The sequence below is a fragment of the Streptomyces sp. NBC_01257 genome, assembly GCF_035917255.1.
In the GTDB taxonomy this organism is placed as follows: Bacteria; Actinomycetota; Actinomycetes; order Streptomycetales; family Streptomycetaceae; genus Streptomyces.
In genome coordinates, this window is record NZ_CP108472.1 from 3,199,690 (window position 1) to 3,216,843 (window position 17,154).

A 17,154-nucleotide genomic window follows, 5' to 3' on the forward strand; every position below is an offset into this window, starting at 1 on the left:
GGTGTCCAGGACACCGGCCCCTCCTCCGCGTTGGGGCGGAAGAGGCCCAGGTGAAGGCCGTGTGACCTTGTGGTGTAGGTTCCGGGCACGCCATGGGGGTACCTGGCGTTCCGCGGCAGCACGCGCTGCCGCCTTCATTCGGGGGGATGTTGCATGCGAAGAATCCTGGCCGTTTCGGGTTCGGTGGCGCTCCTTGCCACCGGCGCCCTCGCGGGGGCCGTGCCCGCCGCCGCGGCCGACTATTTCGCCTTCGAGATGGGGCGTGACTGGACGCTCATGCCCGGGGAGGGCCGGGCCGAGCTCGGTCCGACCGGGTGGTACGACGAGGCCGACGGAACCATGGTCTACGCCCTGAGCAAGAAGCAGCTGAACGACCCGGCCTGGGCGGCCGGGGGTGTACCGGCGGGCCTCCAGGTCTCGCTCGACACGGACTGCAGGAAGGCGACCGCGGTCGGCGTCTATCTCTGTGACGCCCACGGCGGGGTCTCCTATCCGGAGGTCTCGGCCACGGCCACGGCCGTGCACGGCACCACGGCCTATGTGGGGCTGGCGTACGCGCCGAGCGGCACGAACGTCGACAAGGCGGTCAAGGAGGCCCAGACCGCGGCGACGTTCTCCGAGGACGGTCTGCACGCCGCGCGCACCATCACGGTCAAGTCGGCCGAGCACGTCGCGCAGAACACGCTCGCGCTGAACACGCCGACGCTGAAGGCGGGTGACTCGGTCACCCAGTCGATCACCGTGCACGCGGTGGACGCGGGGCACCTCTCGATCACGTTCGCCCCCTCGGAGGGCCAGCGCGACTGGGAGGAGTCCGAGGCCGGCATCACGATCGACTCGGTCTCGCGCGGCGACAACACGACCTGCGACCACACGCTGGGATCGGTGGCCTACGGCGGTGAGGTCCGCTGCGACATCACGCCGGGCGACGTCACGATCGACTACACGCTGACCGCCGGAGCGAAGACGGCGGCGTGGAAGGTCAACGCCGCCGCGGTGTACGAGGTCTACAACTGGGGCACCCACAACCCGGAGACGTCGAGCGACTTCGCGGTCGACAGCCCGTACCCGGTCAGGCCGCACCACCTGCTCCTGACCCGTGGCAAGGACGGGATGCTCCGTTCCCACTACGGCACCGGCAGGGCCTCGGAGCCCTTCCGCGACTTCGAGGAGGTCGTCGGCCGCGGCTGGAACATCTACGACCAGCTCACCAAGCTCGCCCCGGTCACCGTGCAGGCGGGCGGCGGCGGCCTGGTCGGCCGCGACACGTCCGGCGTGCTGTGGCACTACCGCACGACCGGTGACTGGAACGTCGTCGCCGCGCGGACCAAGGTCGGCGGCGGCTGGAACGCCTACAACAAGCTGGCGGGCGTCACGGACGTGACGGCCGACGGCAGGGCCGACCTGATCGCCCGGGACACCTCCGGCGTGCTGTGGCTCTACAGCGGCACCGGCACCGACAAGGCGCCGTTCGCGGCGCGGACCAAGGTCGGCGGCGGCTGGAGCGCCTACAACGAGCTCACGGGCGCGGGCGACGTGACGGGGGACGGCAGGGCGGACCTGCTGGCCCGTGACACCTCCGGCGTGCTGTGGCTCTACAAGGGCACCGGCAAGGCGGCGACGCCGTTCGCGGCCCGGACCAAGGTCGGCGGCGGCTGGAGCGCCTACCGTTCGATGACCTCACCCGGTGACCTCACCGACGACGGCCGGGCGGACCTGGTCGTCCAGGACAAGGCCGGCGTGCTGTGGCTGTACCGGGCGACGGGCAGCGCGACGGCCCCCTACGCGGCGCGCGTCAAGGTCGCCAACGCGGGCGAGACGTCGACGATCAGCACGTACAACGCCCTGCTCTGACCGGACGGCAGGACCGTTCGGCAGCGGGAAGAGGGCCCGGACCGGCATCGCCGGTCCGGGCCCTCGTGCGTGGCGGGACATCTGGTGAACCGCCCGGCCAACGGGGCACAGGGCTCAGCCGTTCGCCGGGCGGTGGTCGAAGGGGCCTGCGGATCTGCCGGCCTGTGGGCCTGTCAGGCGCCCGACTCCTCGTAGCGGCGGGCCAGTTCGGTCGCGCCGGACTCGGTCAGCGAGCCGTGCAGGCGCATCCTGGCCACGCCGCCGTCGGGGAAGGCGTCGAGGCGGACGTGGGTGACGACGGCCTGGGCGCGGAGCGGGAAGCGGTGCAGGGTGTCGGGCTGGAGCCTGGTGCGCGGGATGATCTCGAACCACTCCCCCGTCTCGCCGTTGCGGCCCTGCAGGGCGATCCAGCCGGCCGCGTTCCCCTTGAGGTAGGCGGTGTCGATCTCGACCGCGCGGACCGCGCCCTGGGCGGGCAGCCGGAAGCGGACCCAGTCGTTGGTGTCGCGGACCCGGCGGCGGCGGTTCTCCCAGCCGTCGTCCATCTTGCGGGAGGTGCCGGGAAGGATGATCTGGGTCGGCGAGGAGTAGAAGCGGTCCGACGCGTCCTCGTAACTGCCGCCGTTCAGCACCGAGATCAGGTCGATCGTGCCGAGCGTGGCGAGCCAGGACGGGTCGGGGAGGACCTCGCCGTGCACGCGGAGGCGGGCGATGCCGCCGTCGGGGTGCTGGCAGAGGCGGAGGTGGGTGTAGCGGCGTCCGCCGGTGATTTCGAAGCCGTTGGCGGCGTGGCCGCGTACCGGGGTCGGCGGGACGATCTCCTCCCACTTGACGTCGTCGGCGAGGAGTTCGGCGGGGCCGGGCGAGCCCTCGACGGCGGTCGCCTGGACCGAGACGCGCTGCGGGTAGTTGCCGCGGAAGTGCGCGGTGTCGACGACGATGCCGCGGATGATGCCGGGGGCGCCGAGACGGATCAGGGCCCAGTCGTGCTCGTCCGGGGCGGGGAACGGGTGGGCGGCGTCCGCGCCGCGCCGGCGGCGGGTCTCCCAGCCGTCCATGATCTTGCCCTTGTGGCCGAAGTGCTCGGGGTCGAAGACGGCGCGCTCGCGGACCAGGAGGTTCTCGCGCTCGGCGAAGAACTCGTCGTTGGCGGCGATCACACCCGCGCCGAGGCGGCGGTCGGCGAGGTCGACCAGTTCGGTGAAGGGGAGGTCGGTGGTGCGGTAGTCGGCGTACGGGTCACCGCCGCCGTACGGTGCCGCGTCGTTGGCGTGGGGGTCCTCGTGCCGGTTCTCATTCTGTTCGAAGGTCATGCGTTCACTGTCGTACGACAGGAGCCATTAGGTCCATCGAAAGTTTCAGCATGAAACCTTAAGGCTGACTGAACGGTCTGGCGGCCGCCCGCAGCGCCGCGAGGACCCGGGCCACCGCCGGTCCCCGTTCGGCGCCCCGCCGGACGGCGGCCACCACATGGCGGCGCGGCTGGTCGGCGTCGAGGACCCGCATCACCACACCGTCCCGGCCCTGCCGTTCCGCCGACGCCATGCGCGGGATCAGCGCGACCCCCATCCCGGCCTCGACCATGGCGAGGATCGCGGTCCAGCCGGAGGCGCTGTGCGCCTGCTCCGGGACGAAGCCCGCCGCCTCGCACGCGGCCGTGGTGATCTCGGACCAGGGGCCCGAGCCGCCGAAGATCCACGGTTCGCCGGACAGGTCAGCCAGCCGCAGCCCGGGCGCGGCGGCGAGCCGGTGACCGGCCGGCAGCGCCACGTCCAGCGGGTCGACGAGCAGGGGCAGCACCGCGAACCTGGGGTCGCGGGCGGTCGGGGCGTGGGCGGCCAGGGAGAGGGCCAGATCCACCTCGCCGGCGACGAGCAGTTCGTACGCCTGCGCCGCCTCGGCCTCCCGGACCCGGATGTCCGGCCCGGGGCGCTCCTCGTCGCGCAGGGTCTGCACGGCCGGGACGACCAGGGCGGGCACGGCGGTGGCGAACGCGGCGATCCGCACCTCGCCCGCCTCGCCGCGCAGATAGCCGGTCAGTTCGGCGTCGGCGCGCTCCAGTTGGGCGAAGACCGCCTCGGCGTGACGGAGGACGAGGTGGGCGGCGTCGGTGAGGCGGACGCGCCGGCCCTGCGCCTCCAGGAGGGGCACGCCGAGCTGCCTGGCCAGGTTGGAGAGCTGCTGAGAGACGGCCGACGGGGTCATCAGCAGCGCCTCGGCGGTCGCCGTGACGGTGCCGCGGTCGCGCAGGGTGCGCAGGATGCGGAGCTTCTTGACGTCCCACTCGATCATGGCCGCAACCTACCGGCCGGCCGGGCCGCGCTCCGGGCCCGGACATGCGAATGCGCCGCACGGTAGCTCGCTACCGGCGGCGCACCCGGGAAGTCCGGGGTGTCCTGGCTGGGGACTAGGCCTGCTTCTTGGACTTGTCGAGGACCATGACCAGGCCCGCGATGACCACGAACAGGGCGATGGGCGCCACGACGAACAGACCGATCGTGTCGATCACGCTCAGGCCGGGACCCGGGTCGTCGCCGTCGTCGCGGGTGAGCGCGAGCGCGGGGGACGACATCAGCAGCATCATCAGCGTCGTTCCGGCAGCGACGGCGCCGGCGCGCATAGCGTTCTTCTTGTCCACGGTGCAAACGTAGCGAACGCCTACGAGGGGCGCGCGCCCGGGGGTGCCGTACGGGGGCCCGGGGGCTCCTGACGGGGCCTGAGGACCTCCATCAGCCGGTGCAGCCGGGGTGAGGCGGCGAGTTCCTCCAGGGTGACGGGATGCCCCTCGGCATCGGCGATGGGCAGCCGCCAGTTGGGGTACTGGTCCCAGGTGCCCGGCAGGTTCTGCGGGCGGCGGTCGCCGATGGTGTCGGGGAGCCAGACCCCGGCCATCCGGGCCGGGGTGCGCAGCAGGAAGCGGTGGACGGCGCGGACGGCGGCCTCCTCGTCGCCGCCGCCCTCGGGGAGCATCCCCAGGCGGGAGAGAAGGGCGAGCCACTCCGCGGTGTCGTTGCCGTCCTCGGTGCGCTCCTGGTCCAGCGGGCGGGTCAGCAGGCCGAGGCGGTGGCGCAGGGTCACATGGTCGCCGGTCAGCCGGGCGGCGGTGGACGGCAGATCGTGGGTGGTGGCGGTGGCCAGGCAGTCCTCGCGCCATTCCTCTGGTGGGAGCGGGCGGCCGGTGCCCGACCAGTCCCGCTCGAACCAGAGCACGGAGGTGCCGAGGACGCCGCGGCGGGCGAGCGCCTCGCGGACGCCCGGTTCCACGGTGCCGAGGTCCTCCCCTATGACGACGGTGCCGGCGCGGTGGGCCTCCAGGACGAGGACGGCGAGCATCGCCTCGGCGTCGTGGCTGACGTAGGTGCCCTCGGTGGGCGGGCGCCCCTCGGGCACCCACCAGAGCCGGAACAGACCCATGACGTGGTCGATGCGCAGGGCCCCGGCGTGGGCGAGGAGCCCGCGCAGCAGTCCTCGGTACGGGGCGTAGCCGGACGCGGCGAGCGCGTCGGGTCTCCAGGGCGGCAGTCCCCAGTCCTGGCCACGGGCGTTGAAGGCGTCGGGGGGTGCGCCGACGGACATGCCGTGGGCGAAGGCGTCCTGCTGGGCCCAGGTGTCGGCGCCGCCGGGATGCACGCCGACGGCGAGGTCGTGGACGATCCCGACGGCCATCCCGGCGTCCTGCGCGGCGCGCTGGGCGGCGGCGAGCTGGGCGTCGGTCAGCCAGGCGAGCCGGCAGTGGAAGTCGACGCGGTCCAGGAGCCCGGCGCGGGCGCGGGCGGTCTCCTTGGAGCGGGGGTCGCGCAGCCCGGCCGGCCAGGTGTGCCAGTCGGAGCCGTGCACCTCGGCGAGGGCGCACCACAGGGCGTGGTCCTCCAGGGCCTGGCCCTGCTCGGCGAGGAAGTCGCAGTAGGCGGCGCGGCGGCCGGGCGTGAGCGGCACGGCGACGAGGATGTCGAGGGCCTGCCGCTTGAGGGCCCAGACGGCGTCCCGGTCGATCAGCGCGCCCTTGTTCAGCACGGCGTCGCTGAGCTCTCCCGCGCGGCGGCGCAGATCGTCGAGGGCGGCCGGGTCCGGGGCGTGCCCGTACTCCGGGACGGACTCGATGTGCAGGTGCACCGGGTCGGGGAACCGCCGCGAGGACGGGCGGTAGGGCGAGGGGTCGGTGGGGGTGCCGATGACCGCGGCGTGCAGCGGGTTGACCTGGACGAAGCCCGCCCCGAGGGAGCGCCCCGACCAGGACGCGAGATCGGCGAGGTCCCCGAGGTCGCCCATGCCCCAGGAGCGGGCGGAGAGCAGGGAGTAGAGCTGGACGAGGAAGCCGTGGCTGCGCCCGGGGGGCTGCGGGACCCGGGCCGGGGCGGCCACGAGCGTGCAGGTCTCGGCGGGCGCCCCGGGCGCCCGGACGGTCAGCCGGTGCACCCCCAGCGGCGGCTCGGCCCACCAGCCGGGACGCGACGGGGGCGGGTCCGTAGGCACCCCGCCGGCTTCGCGGTCGTCACCCTGGCCGGAAACGGCCGGAATCGCACCCCCCGAGGGAACGCGCATCGGGGGCGGCGGGGCCGAACCGGCCTCCTCCGGGCGGACGGTCAGCTCCGTGCCGGGCGGCAGCGCGGTCAGGGCCGCGGGCAGCGGCTCCCCCGACCATGCCACCAGCGTGGCCGGGAGCAGCCGCGAGCCGGCCGCGGTCTCGGCGGCGGCGAGCGCTTCCCGTACCGCCTCGGGCGTGGCCGCGTCGACGCCGAGGGCGGCGAGCACGGCGACGACCGTGCCGTCGGGGACGGGCACCGTGACATCGGCGGACGGGGAGAAGGAGGTGGCGACGCCGTGCAGTGCGGCGAGCCGGGACAAGCCCATTCAGACTCCTGGGGACTCCATGCCCCGAGCGCTGCCGGAAGACGCCGGCTCGCTGGTCAGCGGGGCGAGGACGGCGAGCGGGGGTTCACTGGTCAGTGGCGTGGCGTCGGCGAGCGGGGGCTCGCTGGTCAGGGGTATGGCGTCGGCGAGCGGCGCTTCGCTGGTGAGCGGGCCGGAGCAGACGGTGGCGGGGGACGCACTGATCAGTGGGGCGGGGCCCGGTACCTGTTTGGACAGGGCGGAGAGCAGAAGCTGCGCAGCAGCGGGCATGGTGGCCTCCTGGCCGTGGAGAACAGGACACAGCAGGCCTACCCAGCGGACGCGGCCGCAGACGTAGGCGTTATGACAACGAGTTCAACGTGCTCTGGGTCACAATCCGTTCCCGGACGGTCAGTTATCCGCAAGACGTCCGCTGATTTCGGCCATTCGGCGCCGTCTTTCGCGTGGGCCGGAGCCCGCGACACACCGTCCTCCCCGTCCGCCACACCGGGCATTTGCACCACAACGACCACGCGCATTGACACCCTCGCGCGCGGGTGGTGGGCTCGGAGCCCACCGGTGGGAGCAAGGGGAGTCAGGCATGCAGCTCAGGCGCAGGAAGCACGCGACGGCCGTCGCCGTGGCCGTGCTCGGCGGGCTGCTCTCCGCGGGGGCCCCGGCCGCCGTCGCCGCCCCCTCGGCACCCGGCACCCCCGCCGTCACCACGCCCGACCGCACGGACGACACCGCGCCGCCCGCGGTGTGGCCGCGGCCGCAGAGCATCAGGACGTCCGGGTCCGCGGTCCCGCTCTCCGGCGAGGTCACGCTCGTCGCCGACGACGGGGCCGACCCGTACGCGGTCGACGCGCTCCGCACGGCGCTGCGCGACGCGGGTGTGCGGACCGTCCACACGTCGCTGCCCGGGAGCGGGCCCGTCATCCGGCTCGGCGGGGACGGGGCCGTGGACGCGCTGCGCACGCTGCGTGCGCCCGACCGGGCCGATCTCCCGTCCGGCGGCTACCGGATCGCGGTCGGCCGGGTCGCGGGCCGGGACACCGTCGCCGTGGACGGCCTCGGCGACGACGGCCTGTTCCACGCCGTGCAGACGCTGCGTCAGCTGATCGGGGGCGGGCGCATCGCCGGCGTCACGGTCCGGGACTGGCCGGCCGGCGCGGTGCGCGGGATGACCGAGGGCTTCTACGGCCGGCCCTGGTCCCAGGAGGAACGTCTCGCCCAGCTCGACTTCATGGGCCGCACCAAGCAGAACCGGTACCTCTACGCGGCCGGTGACGACCCGTACCGGCAGGACCGCTGGCGGGAGCCGTATCCCGCCGACCGGCGTGCCGACTTCCGCGCGCTGGCCCGGCGCGCCGCCGCCGATCATGTGACGCTCGGCTGGGCCGTGGCCCCGGGCCAGTCCATGTGTCTGTCCTCGGAGCGCGACGTGAAGGCGCTGACGAAGAAGATCGACGCGATGTGGGCGCTGGGGGTGCGGGTCTTCCAGGTGCAGTTCCAGGACGTCAGTTACAGCGAGTGGCACTGCTCGGCCGACTCCGAGACCTTCGGCAGCGGACCCGAGGCGGCGGCCAGGGCGCAGGCCGGGGTCGTCAGCAAGGTGGCGCAGCACCTCGCCGACCGGCACCCGGGCTCGGAGCCGCTGTCGATGATGCCGACGGAGTTCTACCAGGACGGGGCGACGGCCTACCGCACGGCGCTCGCCAAGGAGCTCGACGAGCGGGTGCAGGTCGCCTGGACCGGTGTCGGCGTCGTCCCGCGCACCATCACCGGCGGCGAACTGGCCGGTGCGCGCACCACGTTCCGCCATCCGCTGGTCACGATGGACAACTACCCGGTCAACGACTACGCGCAGGACCGGATCTTCCTCGGCCCGTACACCGGCCGGGACCCGGCCGTCGCCATCGGTTCGGCGGCGCTGCTGGCCAACGCGATGGAGCAGCCGTCCGCTTCCCGCATTCCGCTGTTCACCGCCGCCGACTTCGCCTGGAACCCGAAGGGCTACCAGCCGCAGGAGTCCTGGCAGGCGGCCATAGACGATCTCGCGGGCGGCGACGCCCGCAGCCGGGACGCGCTGCGCGCGCTGGCCGGCAACAGCGCGGGCTCCGTGCTGGGCGCCGACGAGTCGGCTTATCTGCAACCGCTGTTCGCCGCGTTCTGGAACTCCCGTACGGGGGATGCCACCCCGGCCCGCGACGAGGCGGCGCGCCGGCTGCGGGCCGCGTTCACGGTGATGCGCGAGACCCCGCAGCGGCTGGCCGGGCTGGCCGACGGGCGGCTCGACGACGAGGTGCGGCCCTGGAGCAAGCAGTTGTCCCGCTACGGCAGGGCGGGCGAGCTGGCGGTCGATCTGCTCCAGGCGCAGGCGCGCGGCGACGGCGCGGCGGCCTGGCAGGCCTCACTGGCCCTGGAGCCGGCTCTCGGAGCCGTGAAGGCGGGCGGCGCGACGGTCGGCAAGGGGGTGCTCGGCCCGTTCCTGGACCGCGCCCGCAAGGAGGCCGACGCCTGGACCGGTTCGGACCGCGACAACGGCACGGTGACCGAGACCCCGGGCAGCTATACGGTGCGGCTGAGCCGGGTCCGTCCGCTGGAGGCCGTCACCGCGATGACGGCGCCCGGCGGCGACTCCACGGTGACGGGCGCGACGGTCCAGGCCCATGTGCCCGGCGAGGGCTGGCGCAGCCTCGGCACGCTGTCGGCGAGCGGCTGGACCCAGTCGCCGGGCCAGGGCCTGCGGGCCGACGCGGTACGGATCAGCTGGCCGGCCGCCACCCCGGCCGTCACCGGGGCACCGCCCCTGATCATCCCCCCGCTCGCGGGCGCGGCCCCGTCGGCAGGCACGGCTCCCCGGGTGCGTTCGCTCGTGCCGTGGTTCGGCGACGAGCCGGCGGCCCGGCTGGCCCTGGAGCGCGGCGAGACGGACGCCGAGATCGGCGGCGCCCCGCAGCGCGTCGAGGCACGGCTCTCCGCCCGCCGCCCGGCCGAGGTGCGCGGCGCACTGAAGGCGAACGCCCCCAAGGGCATCAAGGTGCGGGTCCCCAAGCAGACGACCGTCCCGCGCGGCTCCCGCACCGCCGTACCGGTGGAGATCAGCGTCCCCGCGGGCACCCCGGCGGGCGAGTACGAGGTGCCGTTCTCCTTCGGCGCCGAGGAGACCACCCTGACCGTCCGGGCCTTCCCCCGCACCGCGGGCGCCGACCTGCTCCGCACGGCCACCGCCTCCTCGTCGGCCGACGAGACCGCGGACTTCCCGGCCTCAGCCGCGTCCGACGGCGACCCGAAGACCCGCTGGTCCTCCCCGGCCGACGACGGCTCCTGGTGGCAGGCGGAACTGCCGGCCCCGGTCCGGCTCGGCCAGGTGGTGCTGGACTGGCAGGACGCGTACGCCTCCCGCTACCGCGTCCAGGTCTCCGCGGACGGCCGCACCTGGCGCACGGCGGCCACCGTCCGGGACGGCCGCGGCGGGCACGAGTCGCTGCGGATGGACGCGAAGGACACCCGCTTCATCAGGATCCAGGGCGACGCACGGGCGACCGAGTACGGCTACTCGCTCTGGTCGGTCCAGGCGTACGCCGTGGCCGAGTAGCCGGGCGGCGGAACACCGCACACCCGCGGCGACGTTCCGTACCCCTTTCGCGGCGGCCCTCAGGACGACGGAGGCCCGGACCGTCAGGCGGAGATGCCGTCGATCCGGGCCATCGCGTCGTCCGCGCCGAACGGTTGCAAGTAGGGCAGCCAGCGCGGGTCGCGGTGTCCCGTGCCGATGATCCGCCAGGCCAGTCCGGTCGGCGGGGCCGGCTGCTGGTGGAGCCGCCAGCCGAGCTCGGGAAGGTGGCGGTCGGCCTTGACGTGGTTGCAGCGGCGGCAGGCCGCCACCACGTTGTCCCAGGCGTGCTGTCCGCCGCGGCTGCGCGGAATGACGTGGTCGACGCTGGTCGCGGCGGCGCCGCAGTACATGCAGCGCCCGCCGTCCCTGGCGAAGAGCGCCCGGCGGGTCAGCGGGACGGGCCCCCGGTAGGGAACGCGGACGAACCGCTTCAGCCGGACGACGCTGGGCGCCGGGACGGCACGGGTGGCACTGTGCATGAAGGCGCCGGACTCCTCGAGGCAGATGGCCTTGTTCTCGAGGACGAGGACGAGCGCGCGGCGGAGCGGTACGACGCCGAGCGGCTCGTACGACGCGTTGAGAACCAGGACATGCGGCACGTGGACGCCTCCTTGTACGCCGGCGGCGCGTGGCTCGCGCCGGGACGATCCGATCTCAGTCTCCCCTCCGGCCTGGTCGAAGCGCCACCACGTCCGGGTAACGGGCCGGAAGGATTTTCCTTCCGGGTCCTGCCGCCCGTACTGCGGGACACGCCGGATCAGGCGCTTCGGGGCCCTGCCGCCGCGCCCGTGCCCGGATGTGCGATCGGCCACAGGGAGGCCGCGCACCCGGTCACGGCCGGTACCGCCGGACGGGTTCTTTACCTCTTCCATATCCCCGGGTGAGACGCGTCTCTCCCCTCGATCACGGCAACGGAGCATTCCGGATGCCCCGTTAGTGTGGTTGTTCAGCGCTCGCCCAACTGGAGGTTTCGCCGTGTCCCTGTCCGCCCTGTTGGCCGCAGCACCGTCACCCGGGCCCGGTGGCTCGCTGGACGAAGCCGCGAAGCAGGCCGGCAACGCCGCGGGCTGGGTGGAGGAGAACTGGTCCACCTGGCTGAACACCGGTCTGCGGATCGTGCTCATCGCCGCCATCGCGATCGCGTTGCGCATCGCGGTCCGCCGTGCCCTGACGAAGCTCATAGAACGCATGAACCGCAGCGCCCAGGCGGTGGAGGGCACCGCGCTCGGCGGCCTGCTGGTCAACGCGGAGCGGCGCCGGCAGCGATCGGAGGCGATCGGTTCGGTGCTCCGTTCGGTGGCCTCGTTCCTGATCCTCGGCACCGCCGCCCTGATGATCCTGGGCGCGTTCCAGATCAACCTGGCCCCGCTGCTGGCCTCCGCGGGTGTCGCCGGGGTGGCGCTCGGCTTCGGTGCGCGCAACCTGGTCACCGACTTCCTGTCCGGTGTCTTCATGATCCTGGAGGACCAGTACGGCGTCGGCGACACCATCGACGCGGGCGTCGCCTCCGGCGAGGTCATCGAGGTCGGCCTGCGCGTCACCAAGCTGCGCGGCGACAACGGCGAGATCTGGTACGTCCGCAACGGCGAGGTGAAGCGGATCGGCAACCTCAGCCAGGGCTGGTCCACCGCCGGCGTCGACGTCCAGGTCCGCCCCTCCGAGGACCTCGACCGGGTCCGTACGGTGATCACCGAGGCCGCCCAGCTGATGGCCAAGGACGACCCGTGGACCGAGCGCCTGTGGGGCCCGGTGGAGATCCTGGGCCTGGACTCGGTGCTGCTGGACTCGATGACGGTCCGGGTGACCGCGAAGACGATGCCGGGCAAGGCGCTGGGCGTGGAGCGCGAGCTGCGCTGGCGCATCAAGCGCGCCTTCGACGAGGCGGGCATCCGGATGGTCGGCGGCATCCCCGCCCAGCCGGACGAGCCATCGGCCGCCGACCCGACGGCCGCGATGGCCGCCCCCTCGGCGTACGCCTCGGCCACCTCGCCCCAGTCGCTGGCGGCGACGCCGATCCCGCCGTCCACGCCGAACATCACGAAGTAGGCCCCCGCACATACCCACGGCTGAGGGGCACCCCGCGAGGTTCGCGGGGTGCCCCTCAGCCGTTTCCCGTCGGCCCGCCTCCGATGGATCCCGGCCAACTCGGTTCACCCGAAGCCCTGTTGGGAACGTATGCGCACAGGGGGTCCGGGGTGAGCCGCCACACCGCCCGGCGCCGACGGCGCCGTCCAGGTAACGCTTTGGTTGCCACCGCGGTGCGGGCCATTGACGCCCCGGTGACGTGCGCCCTACGGTCCTCTCACCGAATAGGAAAGTTTCCTAACAGAGGGCAGGTGCAGTGACCATGGCCGGAACCACGCCGGGTACCCCCCGCGTTCTGCGCGCCATGAACGACCGCGCCGCCCTCGATCTGCTGCTGGAGCACGGCCCCCTGTCGCGGACCAGGATCGGGAAGCTGACGGGGCTGTCCAAGCCCACCGCCTCCCAGCTGCTGGCCCGGCTGGAGGCGGCCGGGCTGGTCGTGGCCACCGGGACCGCGGCCGGGCGGCCGGGGCCCAACGCGCAGCTGTACGCCGTCAACGCCTCGGCCGCGCATGTCGCGGGGCTCGATGTGAACGCTCAGCGGATCGTCGCCGCCGTCGCCGATGTGACGGGCGAGACGGTCGGGGAGTTCGAGCTGCGGACCCCGGGGCGGCGCGCCGACAGCGTGGTGCGGCAGGTGGCGGACGCGCTGGACGGGGCGGTCAAGGCGGCCGGGCTGACCCGGTCCGACGTGCACCGCGTCGTCATCGGCACGCCGGGCGCCTTCGACCCGGGCACGGGCCGGCTGCGGTACGCCTCGCACCTGCCCGGCTGGCACTCCCCCACTCTGCTGGACGAGCTGGCGGCCTTCCTGCCGATGCCGGTGGAGTACGAGAACGACGTGAACCTGGTCGCGGTGGCCGAACAGCGGCTCGGCGCGGCCCGGGGACACGACGACTTCGTGCTCCTGTGGAACGAGGAGGGCCTCGGCGCCGCCCTCGTCATCAACGGCCGGCTGCACCGCGGCTTCACCGGCGGCGCCGGCGAGGTCGGCTTCCTGCCGGTGCCCGGGGCTCCGCTGGTCCGCCAGGTCACCAAGGCGAACGCGGGCGGCTTCCAGGAGCTGGCCGGCGCCCAGGTGCTCGCCCGGCTGGCCCGTGAGCTCGGCATCGACGACGAGGCGGTGCGCGGCCTGGGCACCCATCACGAGACCGCGGCCGAGCTGATCGGCCGGGCGGCCGCGGCCGCCGCGGAGGGCGAGGGCGGGCCGTACGCCCGTCTGCTCGATCTGTTCGCCACCGGTCTGGCCACCGGTCTCGCCTCCATGGTCGCCGTCCTCGACCCCGAGGTCGTCGTGCTGTCCGGCGAGCTGATCTCGCGCGGCGGGGAACCGCTCCGCGGCCGGGTGGCCGCCGAACTCGCCGAGCTGGCCGCGTCCCGGCCCCGGCTGATCACCGGCGAGGTGACCCACCGCCCCGTCCTGCGCGGCGCGCTGGAGAGCGCGCTCGCCACCACGCGCGACGAAGTGTTCGACACCTCGCGCTGATCCCGCACACCTTCCGTACGCCCCCACGCTCCACGCCCCACACCCCCTTCCCCGTCCCAACCCTTCATCGGGAGACACCACCATGTCCGGAAACCGCCGGAAGCCGGCCGTCGCGCTCGCCGCGACCGCCGCGATAGCCCTGTTCGCCTCCGCCTGTACCGGGCAGAGCAGCTCCGGTGCCAGTGATGACGCGTCCAAGGAGACGACCATCAACTTCTGGCACGGCTGGAGTGCTCCGGGTGAGGTCAAGGGCATTCAGGACACGATCGACGCCTTCCAGAAGGCGCACCCGAACATCCACGTGAAGGTCGTCGGCAACATGACCGACGACAAGATCAACCAGGCGCTGCGCGCGGGCGGTTCCAAGGCTCCGGACGTCGTGTCGTCGTTCACCACGAACAACGTGGGCAAGTTCTGCAAGTCGAAGGCCTTCGTCGACCTCAACCCCTTCCTGAAGAAGGACGGGATCGACGCGGACGCGACCTTTCCGAAGGCCATGAACGAGTACACGCAGTTCGACGGGGTGCGCTGCACGGTGCCGCTGCTCGGCGACGCGTACGGCCTCTACTACAACAAGGACGCGTTCGAGGCCGCCGGCATCACCGCGCCGCCGAAGACCTGGACCGAGTTCGCCGCCGACGCGAAGAAGCTGACGAAGACCAAGGGCGACTCGTACGAGCAGCTCGGCTTCATGCCGAACTACCACGGCTACGAGTCGACGACCGAGCACTACCTCGGTGGCTGGAACCCGACGTACTTCGACGCGGACGGCAAGTCGAACATCGCCAAGGACCCGGCCTTCGCCGACATGCTCGCCACCCAGAAGAAGATGGTGGACTCGCTCGGCGGCTACCGGAAGCTGGAGAAGTTCCGTACCGGCTTCGGTGACGAGTGGGGCGCCAAGCACCCGTTCCACACCGGCCAGGTGGCCATGCAGCTGGACGGCGAGTGGCGGCTCGGCATGGCCGAGGAGGCCAAGCCGAAGTTCGAGATCGGCGTGGCCCCGATGCCCGTCGCCGACAACGAGGCCGACACCTACGGCAAGGGCTATCTGACCGGCACCATCGCCGGCATCGCCGCCACCTCGACCAAGCAGAACGCGGCGTGGGAGCTGGTGAAGTTCATGACGACCGACACCGACGCGGTCGTGAACTTCGCCAACGCCATCCACAACGTGCCGTCCACGCTCGCCGCGCTGAAGTCGCCGAAGCTGAAGTACGACCCGCGCTTCAAGACCTTCCTGGACATCGCGGCCAACCCGCAGTCCACCACCACCCCGCCCTCGGTCAACGGCGGCGCGTACCTGACGTCCCTGCAGAACCTCGGCTTCGACGTCGAGAAGGGCACGCAGAAGGACCTCAAGGCGGGCCTGGAGAAGACCGCCAAGGAGATCGACGCGGCGATCGACCAGGCGAAGTAGAGCCGACGCGATGAGCACGTACACACTCCGTTCGAAGCGCCGCCGCTCGGCGCTCCGGACGGCGGCCTTCATGTCGCCGTGGCTGATCGGGTTCTGCGTCTTCTTCGCCTATCCGCTGATCTCCACGCTCTACTTCTCCTTCACCAGCTACGACGGCTTCTCGGCCCCCGAGTTCAGCGGGCTGAAGAACTGGTCGTTCGTCTTCAACGACTACCCGCTGTTCTGGCCCGCCCTGCGCAACACGCTGTGGCTGGTCGTGGTCATGGTGACCTGCCGGGTGGTCTTCGGACTCGGCGTCGGCCTGCTGATCACCAAGATCAAGACGGGCACCGGGGTCTTCCGGACGCTCTTCTACCTGCCGTACCTGGCCCCGCCGGTCGCCGCGACCCTGGGCTTCGTCTTCCTCCTCAACCCGGGTACCGGACCGGTCAACTCGATCCTCGGCGATCTCGGGCTGCCGACCCCGGGCTGGTTCACCGACGCCACCTGGTCCAAGCCGGCCCTGACGGCCCTCGCGGTGTGGGGGGTGGGCGACCTGATGGTGATCTTCATGGCCGCGCTCCTCGACGTACCGAAGGAGCAGTACGAGGCGGCGGAGCTGGACGGGGCGTCCTCGTTCCAGCGGTTCCGGTTCGTCACGCTGCCGAACATCTCGCCGATCATCATGTTCGCCGTGGTCACCGGCATCATCCAGACGATGCAGTACTACACCCAGCCACTGGTGGCCGGGAAGGTCGCGTCCGGTGTCATGGGCGGCTCGGGGCAGCAGTTCGAGCCCGGGTATCCCGACAAGTCGACACTGACGCTTCCGCAGCTGGTCTACAACCTCGGTTTCCAGCGCTTCGACTACGGCTCCGCCTGTGTGGTCGCGCTCGTTCTCTTCGTCCTCGCCATGGCGTTCACCGCACTGCTGATGCGGCGCCGCAGCGGACTGATCCAGGCAGGTGAGTGACGTGGCGCAGGTTCTCGACACCCCGAAGGCCGCCGGCCCGGTGAGTGACCCCGTCACCCCGGCCGAGCGCGTGGCACGCCGCAAGGCGCTGCTGCACTGGATCGGTGTGCACTCGCTCGGCGTCGCGGCCGCGCTCTTCTTCGTGCTGCCGTTCGTCTTCCTCCTCCTCACCTCGCTGATGAGCGACCAGCAGGCCCTGACCCGTGACCTGTGGCCGCACCCCTTCGAGTGGAGCAACTACAAGGAGGTGTTCGACACCCCGGGGTTCCTGACCTGGTGGCGGAACACCCTGCTGTACGCGGGCCTGGGCACCGTCCTCACGGTCGTGTCCTCGCTGCCCGTGGCGTACGCGCTCGCCAAGTTTCGCTTCCGCGGCCGGCATCTGTCGCTGATGCTCGTCATCTCGATGATGATGCTGCCGCCGCAGGTCGTCGTCATCCCGATGTACCTGTTCTGGGCCAAGCAGCTGGACATGTCCGGCACGCTGTGGCCGCTGATCATCCCGATGGCGTTCGGCGACGCGTTCTCCATCTTCCTGCTGCGGCAGTTCCTGCTGACCATCCCCAACGAGTACCTCGACGCGGCGAAGGTCGACGGCTGCGGGGAGTTCCGCACCCTGATGCGCGTCGTGATCCCGATGGCCAAGCCCGGCATCGCGGCCGTCGCCCTCTTCCAGTTCTTCTACGCCTGGAACGACTACTTCGGCCCGCAGATCTACGCCTCCGAGAACCCGGGTGCCTGGACGCTGAGTTACGGACTGGAGTCCTTCAAGGGCGCGCACCACACCGACTGGAACCTGACCATGGCCGCGACCGTTCTGGTCATGGCCCCTGTGATCGTCGTCTTCTTCTTCGCACAGAAGGCCTTTGTCGAGGGCGTCACACTGACCGGAGTAAAGGGCTGAT

General features: G+C 72.3%; 13 protein-coding genes. 7 read left to right on the forward strand and 6 right to left on the reverse strand.

The annotated features are described in order from the left end of the window. The first annotated feature begins 153 nt into the window (after positions 1-153). A complete protein-coding gene (locus OG408_RS13585; protein WP_266778793.1) occupies positions 154-1,854 on the forward strand; it encodes an FG-GAP-like repeat-containing protein in 1,701 nt (566 codons plus the stop codon). A gap of 173 nt (positions 1,855-2,027) precedes the next feature. Here the strand turns inward: OG408_RS13585 and alc are convergent, their stop codons facing one another. The 5 genes from alc to OG408_RS13610 all read right to left on the reverse strand — a co-directional run bounded on the left by alc (position 2,028) and on the right by OG408_RS13610 (position 6,975). Further along, positions 2,028-3,167: an allantoicase gene (gene alc, locus OG408_RS13590; protein WP_326670050.1), complete on the reverse strand. Its 1,140-nt coding sequence runs from the start codon at positions 3,165-3,167 to the stop codon at positions 2,028-2,030. Between the two features lie 58 nt (positions 3,168-3,225). Further along, a complete protein-coding gene (locus tag OG408_RS13595) occupies positions 3,226-4,146 on the reverse strand; it encodes a LysR family transcriptional regulator (RefSeq protein ID WP_326670052.1) in 921 nt (306 codons plus the stop codon). Positions 4,147-4,261: 115 nt separating this feature from the next. Next, positions 4,262-4,492, reverse strand: a complete 231-nt coding sequence (locus OG408_RS13600; RefSeq protein WP_266778799.1) for a hypothetical protein — start codon at positions 4,490-4,492, stop codon at positions 4,262-4,264. Between the two features lie 20 nt (positions 4,493-4,512). Next, positions 4,513-6,705 carry a 4-alpha-glucanotransferase gene (gene malQ, locus OG408_RS13605; protein WP_266778801.1) on the reverse strand — a complete coding sequence of 731 codons (2,193 nt, stop codon included), beginning with the start codon at positions 6,703-6,705 and terminating at the stop codon, positions 4,513-4,515. Beyond that, complete coding sequence (locus OG408_RS13610; RefSeq protein ID WP_266778803.1) at positions 6,706-6,975, reverse strand: hypothetical protein; 270 nt, start codon at positions 6,973-6,975, stop codon at positions 6,706-6,708. Between the two features lie 310 nt (positions 6,976-7,285). Between OG408_RS13610 and OG408_RS13615 the strand changes: the two genes are divergently transcribed. Further along, the gene (locus OG408_RS13615) at positions 7,286-10,285 is read left to right on the forward strand and encodes a beta-N-acetylglucosaminidase domain-containing protein (protein ID WP_326670056.1); all 3,000 of its coding nucleotides are present in this window, start codon (positions 7,286-7,288) and stop codon (positions 10,283-10,285) included. An 83-nt stretch (positions 10,286-10,368) separates the two neighbouring features. On the opposite strand, the gene OG408_RS13620 is transcribed toward OG408_RS13615, so the two are convergent. Next, positions 10,369-10,905, reverse strand: a complete 537-nt coding sequence (locus OG408_RS13620) for an HNH endonuclease (RefSeq protein ID WP_018552807.1) — start codon at positions 10,903-10,905, stop codon at positions 10,369-10,371. A 376-nt stretch (positions 10,906-11,281) separates the two neighbouring features. Here OG408_RS13620 and OG408_RS13625 point away from each other — a divergent pair, with 376 nt between their 5' ends. The 5 genes from OG408_RS13625 (at position 11,282) to OG408_RS13645 (ending at position 17,153) form a co-directional block, all read left to right on the forward strand. Then, positions 11,282-12,352, forward strand: a complete 1,071-nt coding sequence (locus OG408_RS13625; RefSeq protein WP_266778813.1) for a mechanosensitive ion channel family protein — start codon at positions 11,282-11,284, stop codon at positions 12,350-12,352. Between the two features lie 301 nt (positions 12,353-12,653). Further along, positions 12,654-13,877, forward strand: coding sequence for an ROK family transcriptional regulator (locus OG408_RS13630; RefSeq protein ID WP_326670058.1), 1,224 nt, complete (start codon positions 12,654-12,656; stop codon positions 13,875-13,877). A gap of 82 nt (positions 13,878-13,959) precedes the next feature. Continuing rightward, entirely contained in the window at positions 13,960-15,297 is a 1,338-nt protein-coding gene (locus tag OG408_RS13635; RefSeq protein WP_326670060.1) for an ABC transporter substrate-binding protein, read from the forward strand. Positions 15,298-15,307: 10 nt separating this feature from the next. Then, entirely contained in the window at positions 15,308-16,249 is a 942-nt protein-coding gene (locus OG408_RS13640; RefSeq protein WP_266778818.1) for a carbohydrate ABC transporter permease, read from the forward strand. 1 nt (position 16,250) lies between these two features. Beyond that, a complete protein-coding gene (locus OG408_RS13645; protein WP_266778820.1) occupies positions 16,251-17,153 on the forward strand; it encodes a carbohydrate ABC transporter permease in 903 nt (300 codons plus the stop codon). Position 17,154: the final 1 nt, after the last annotated feature.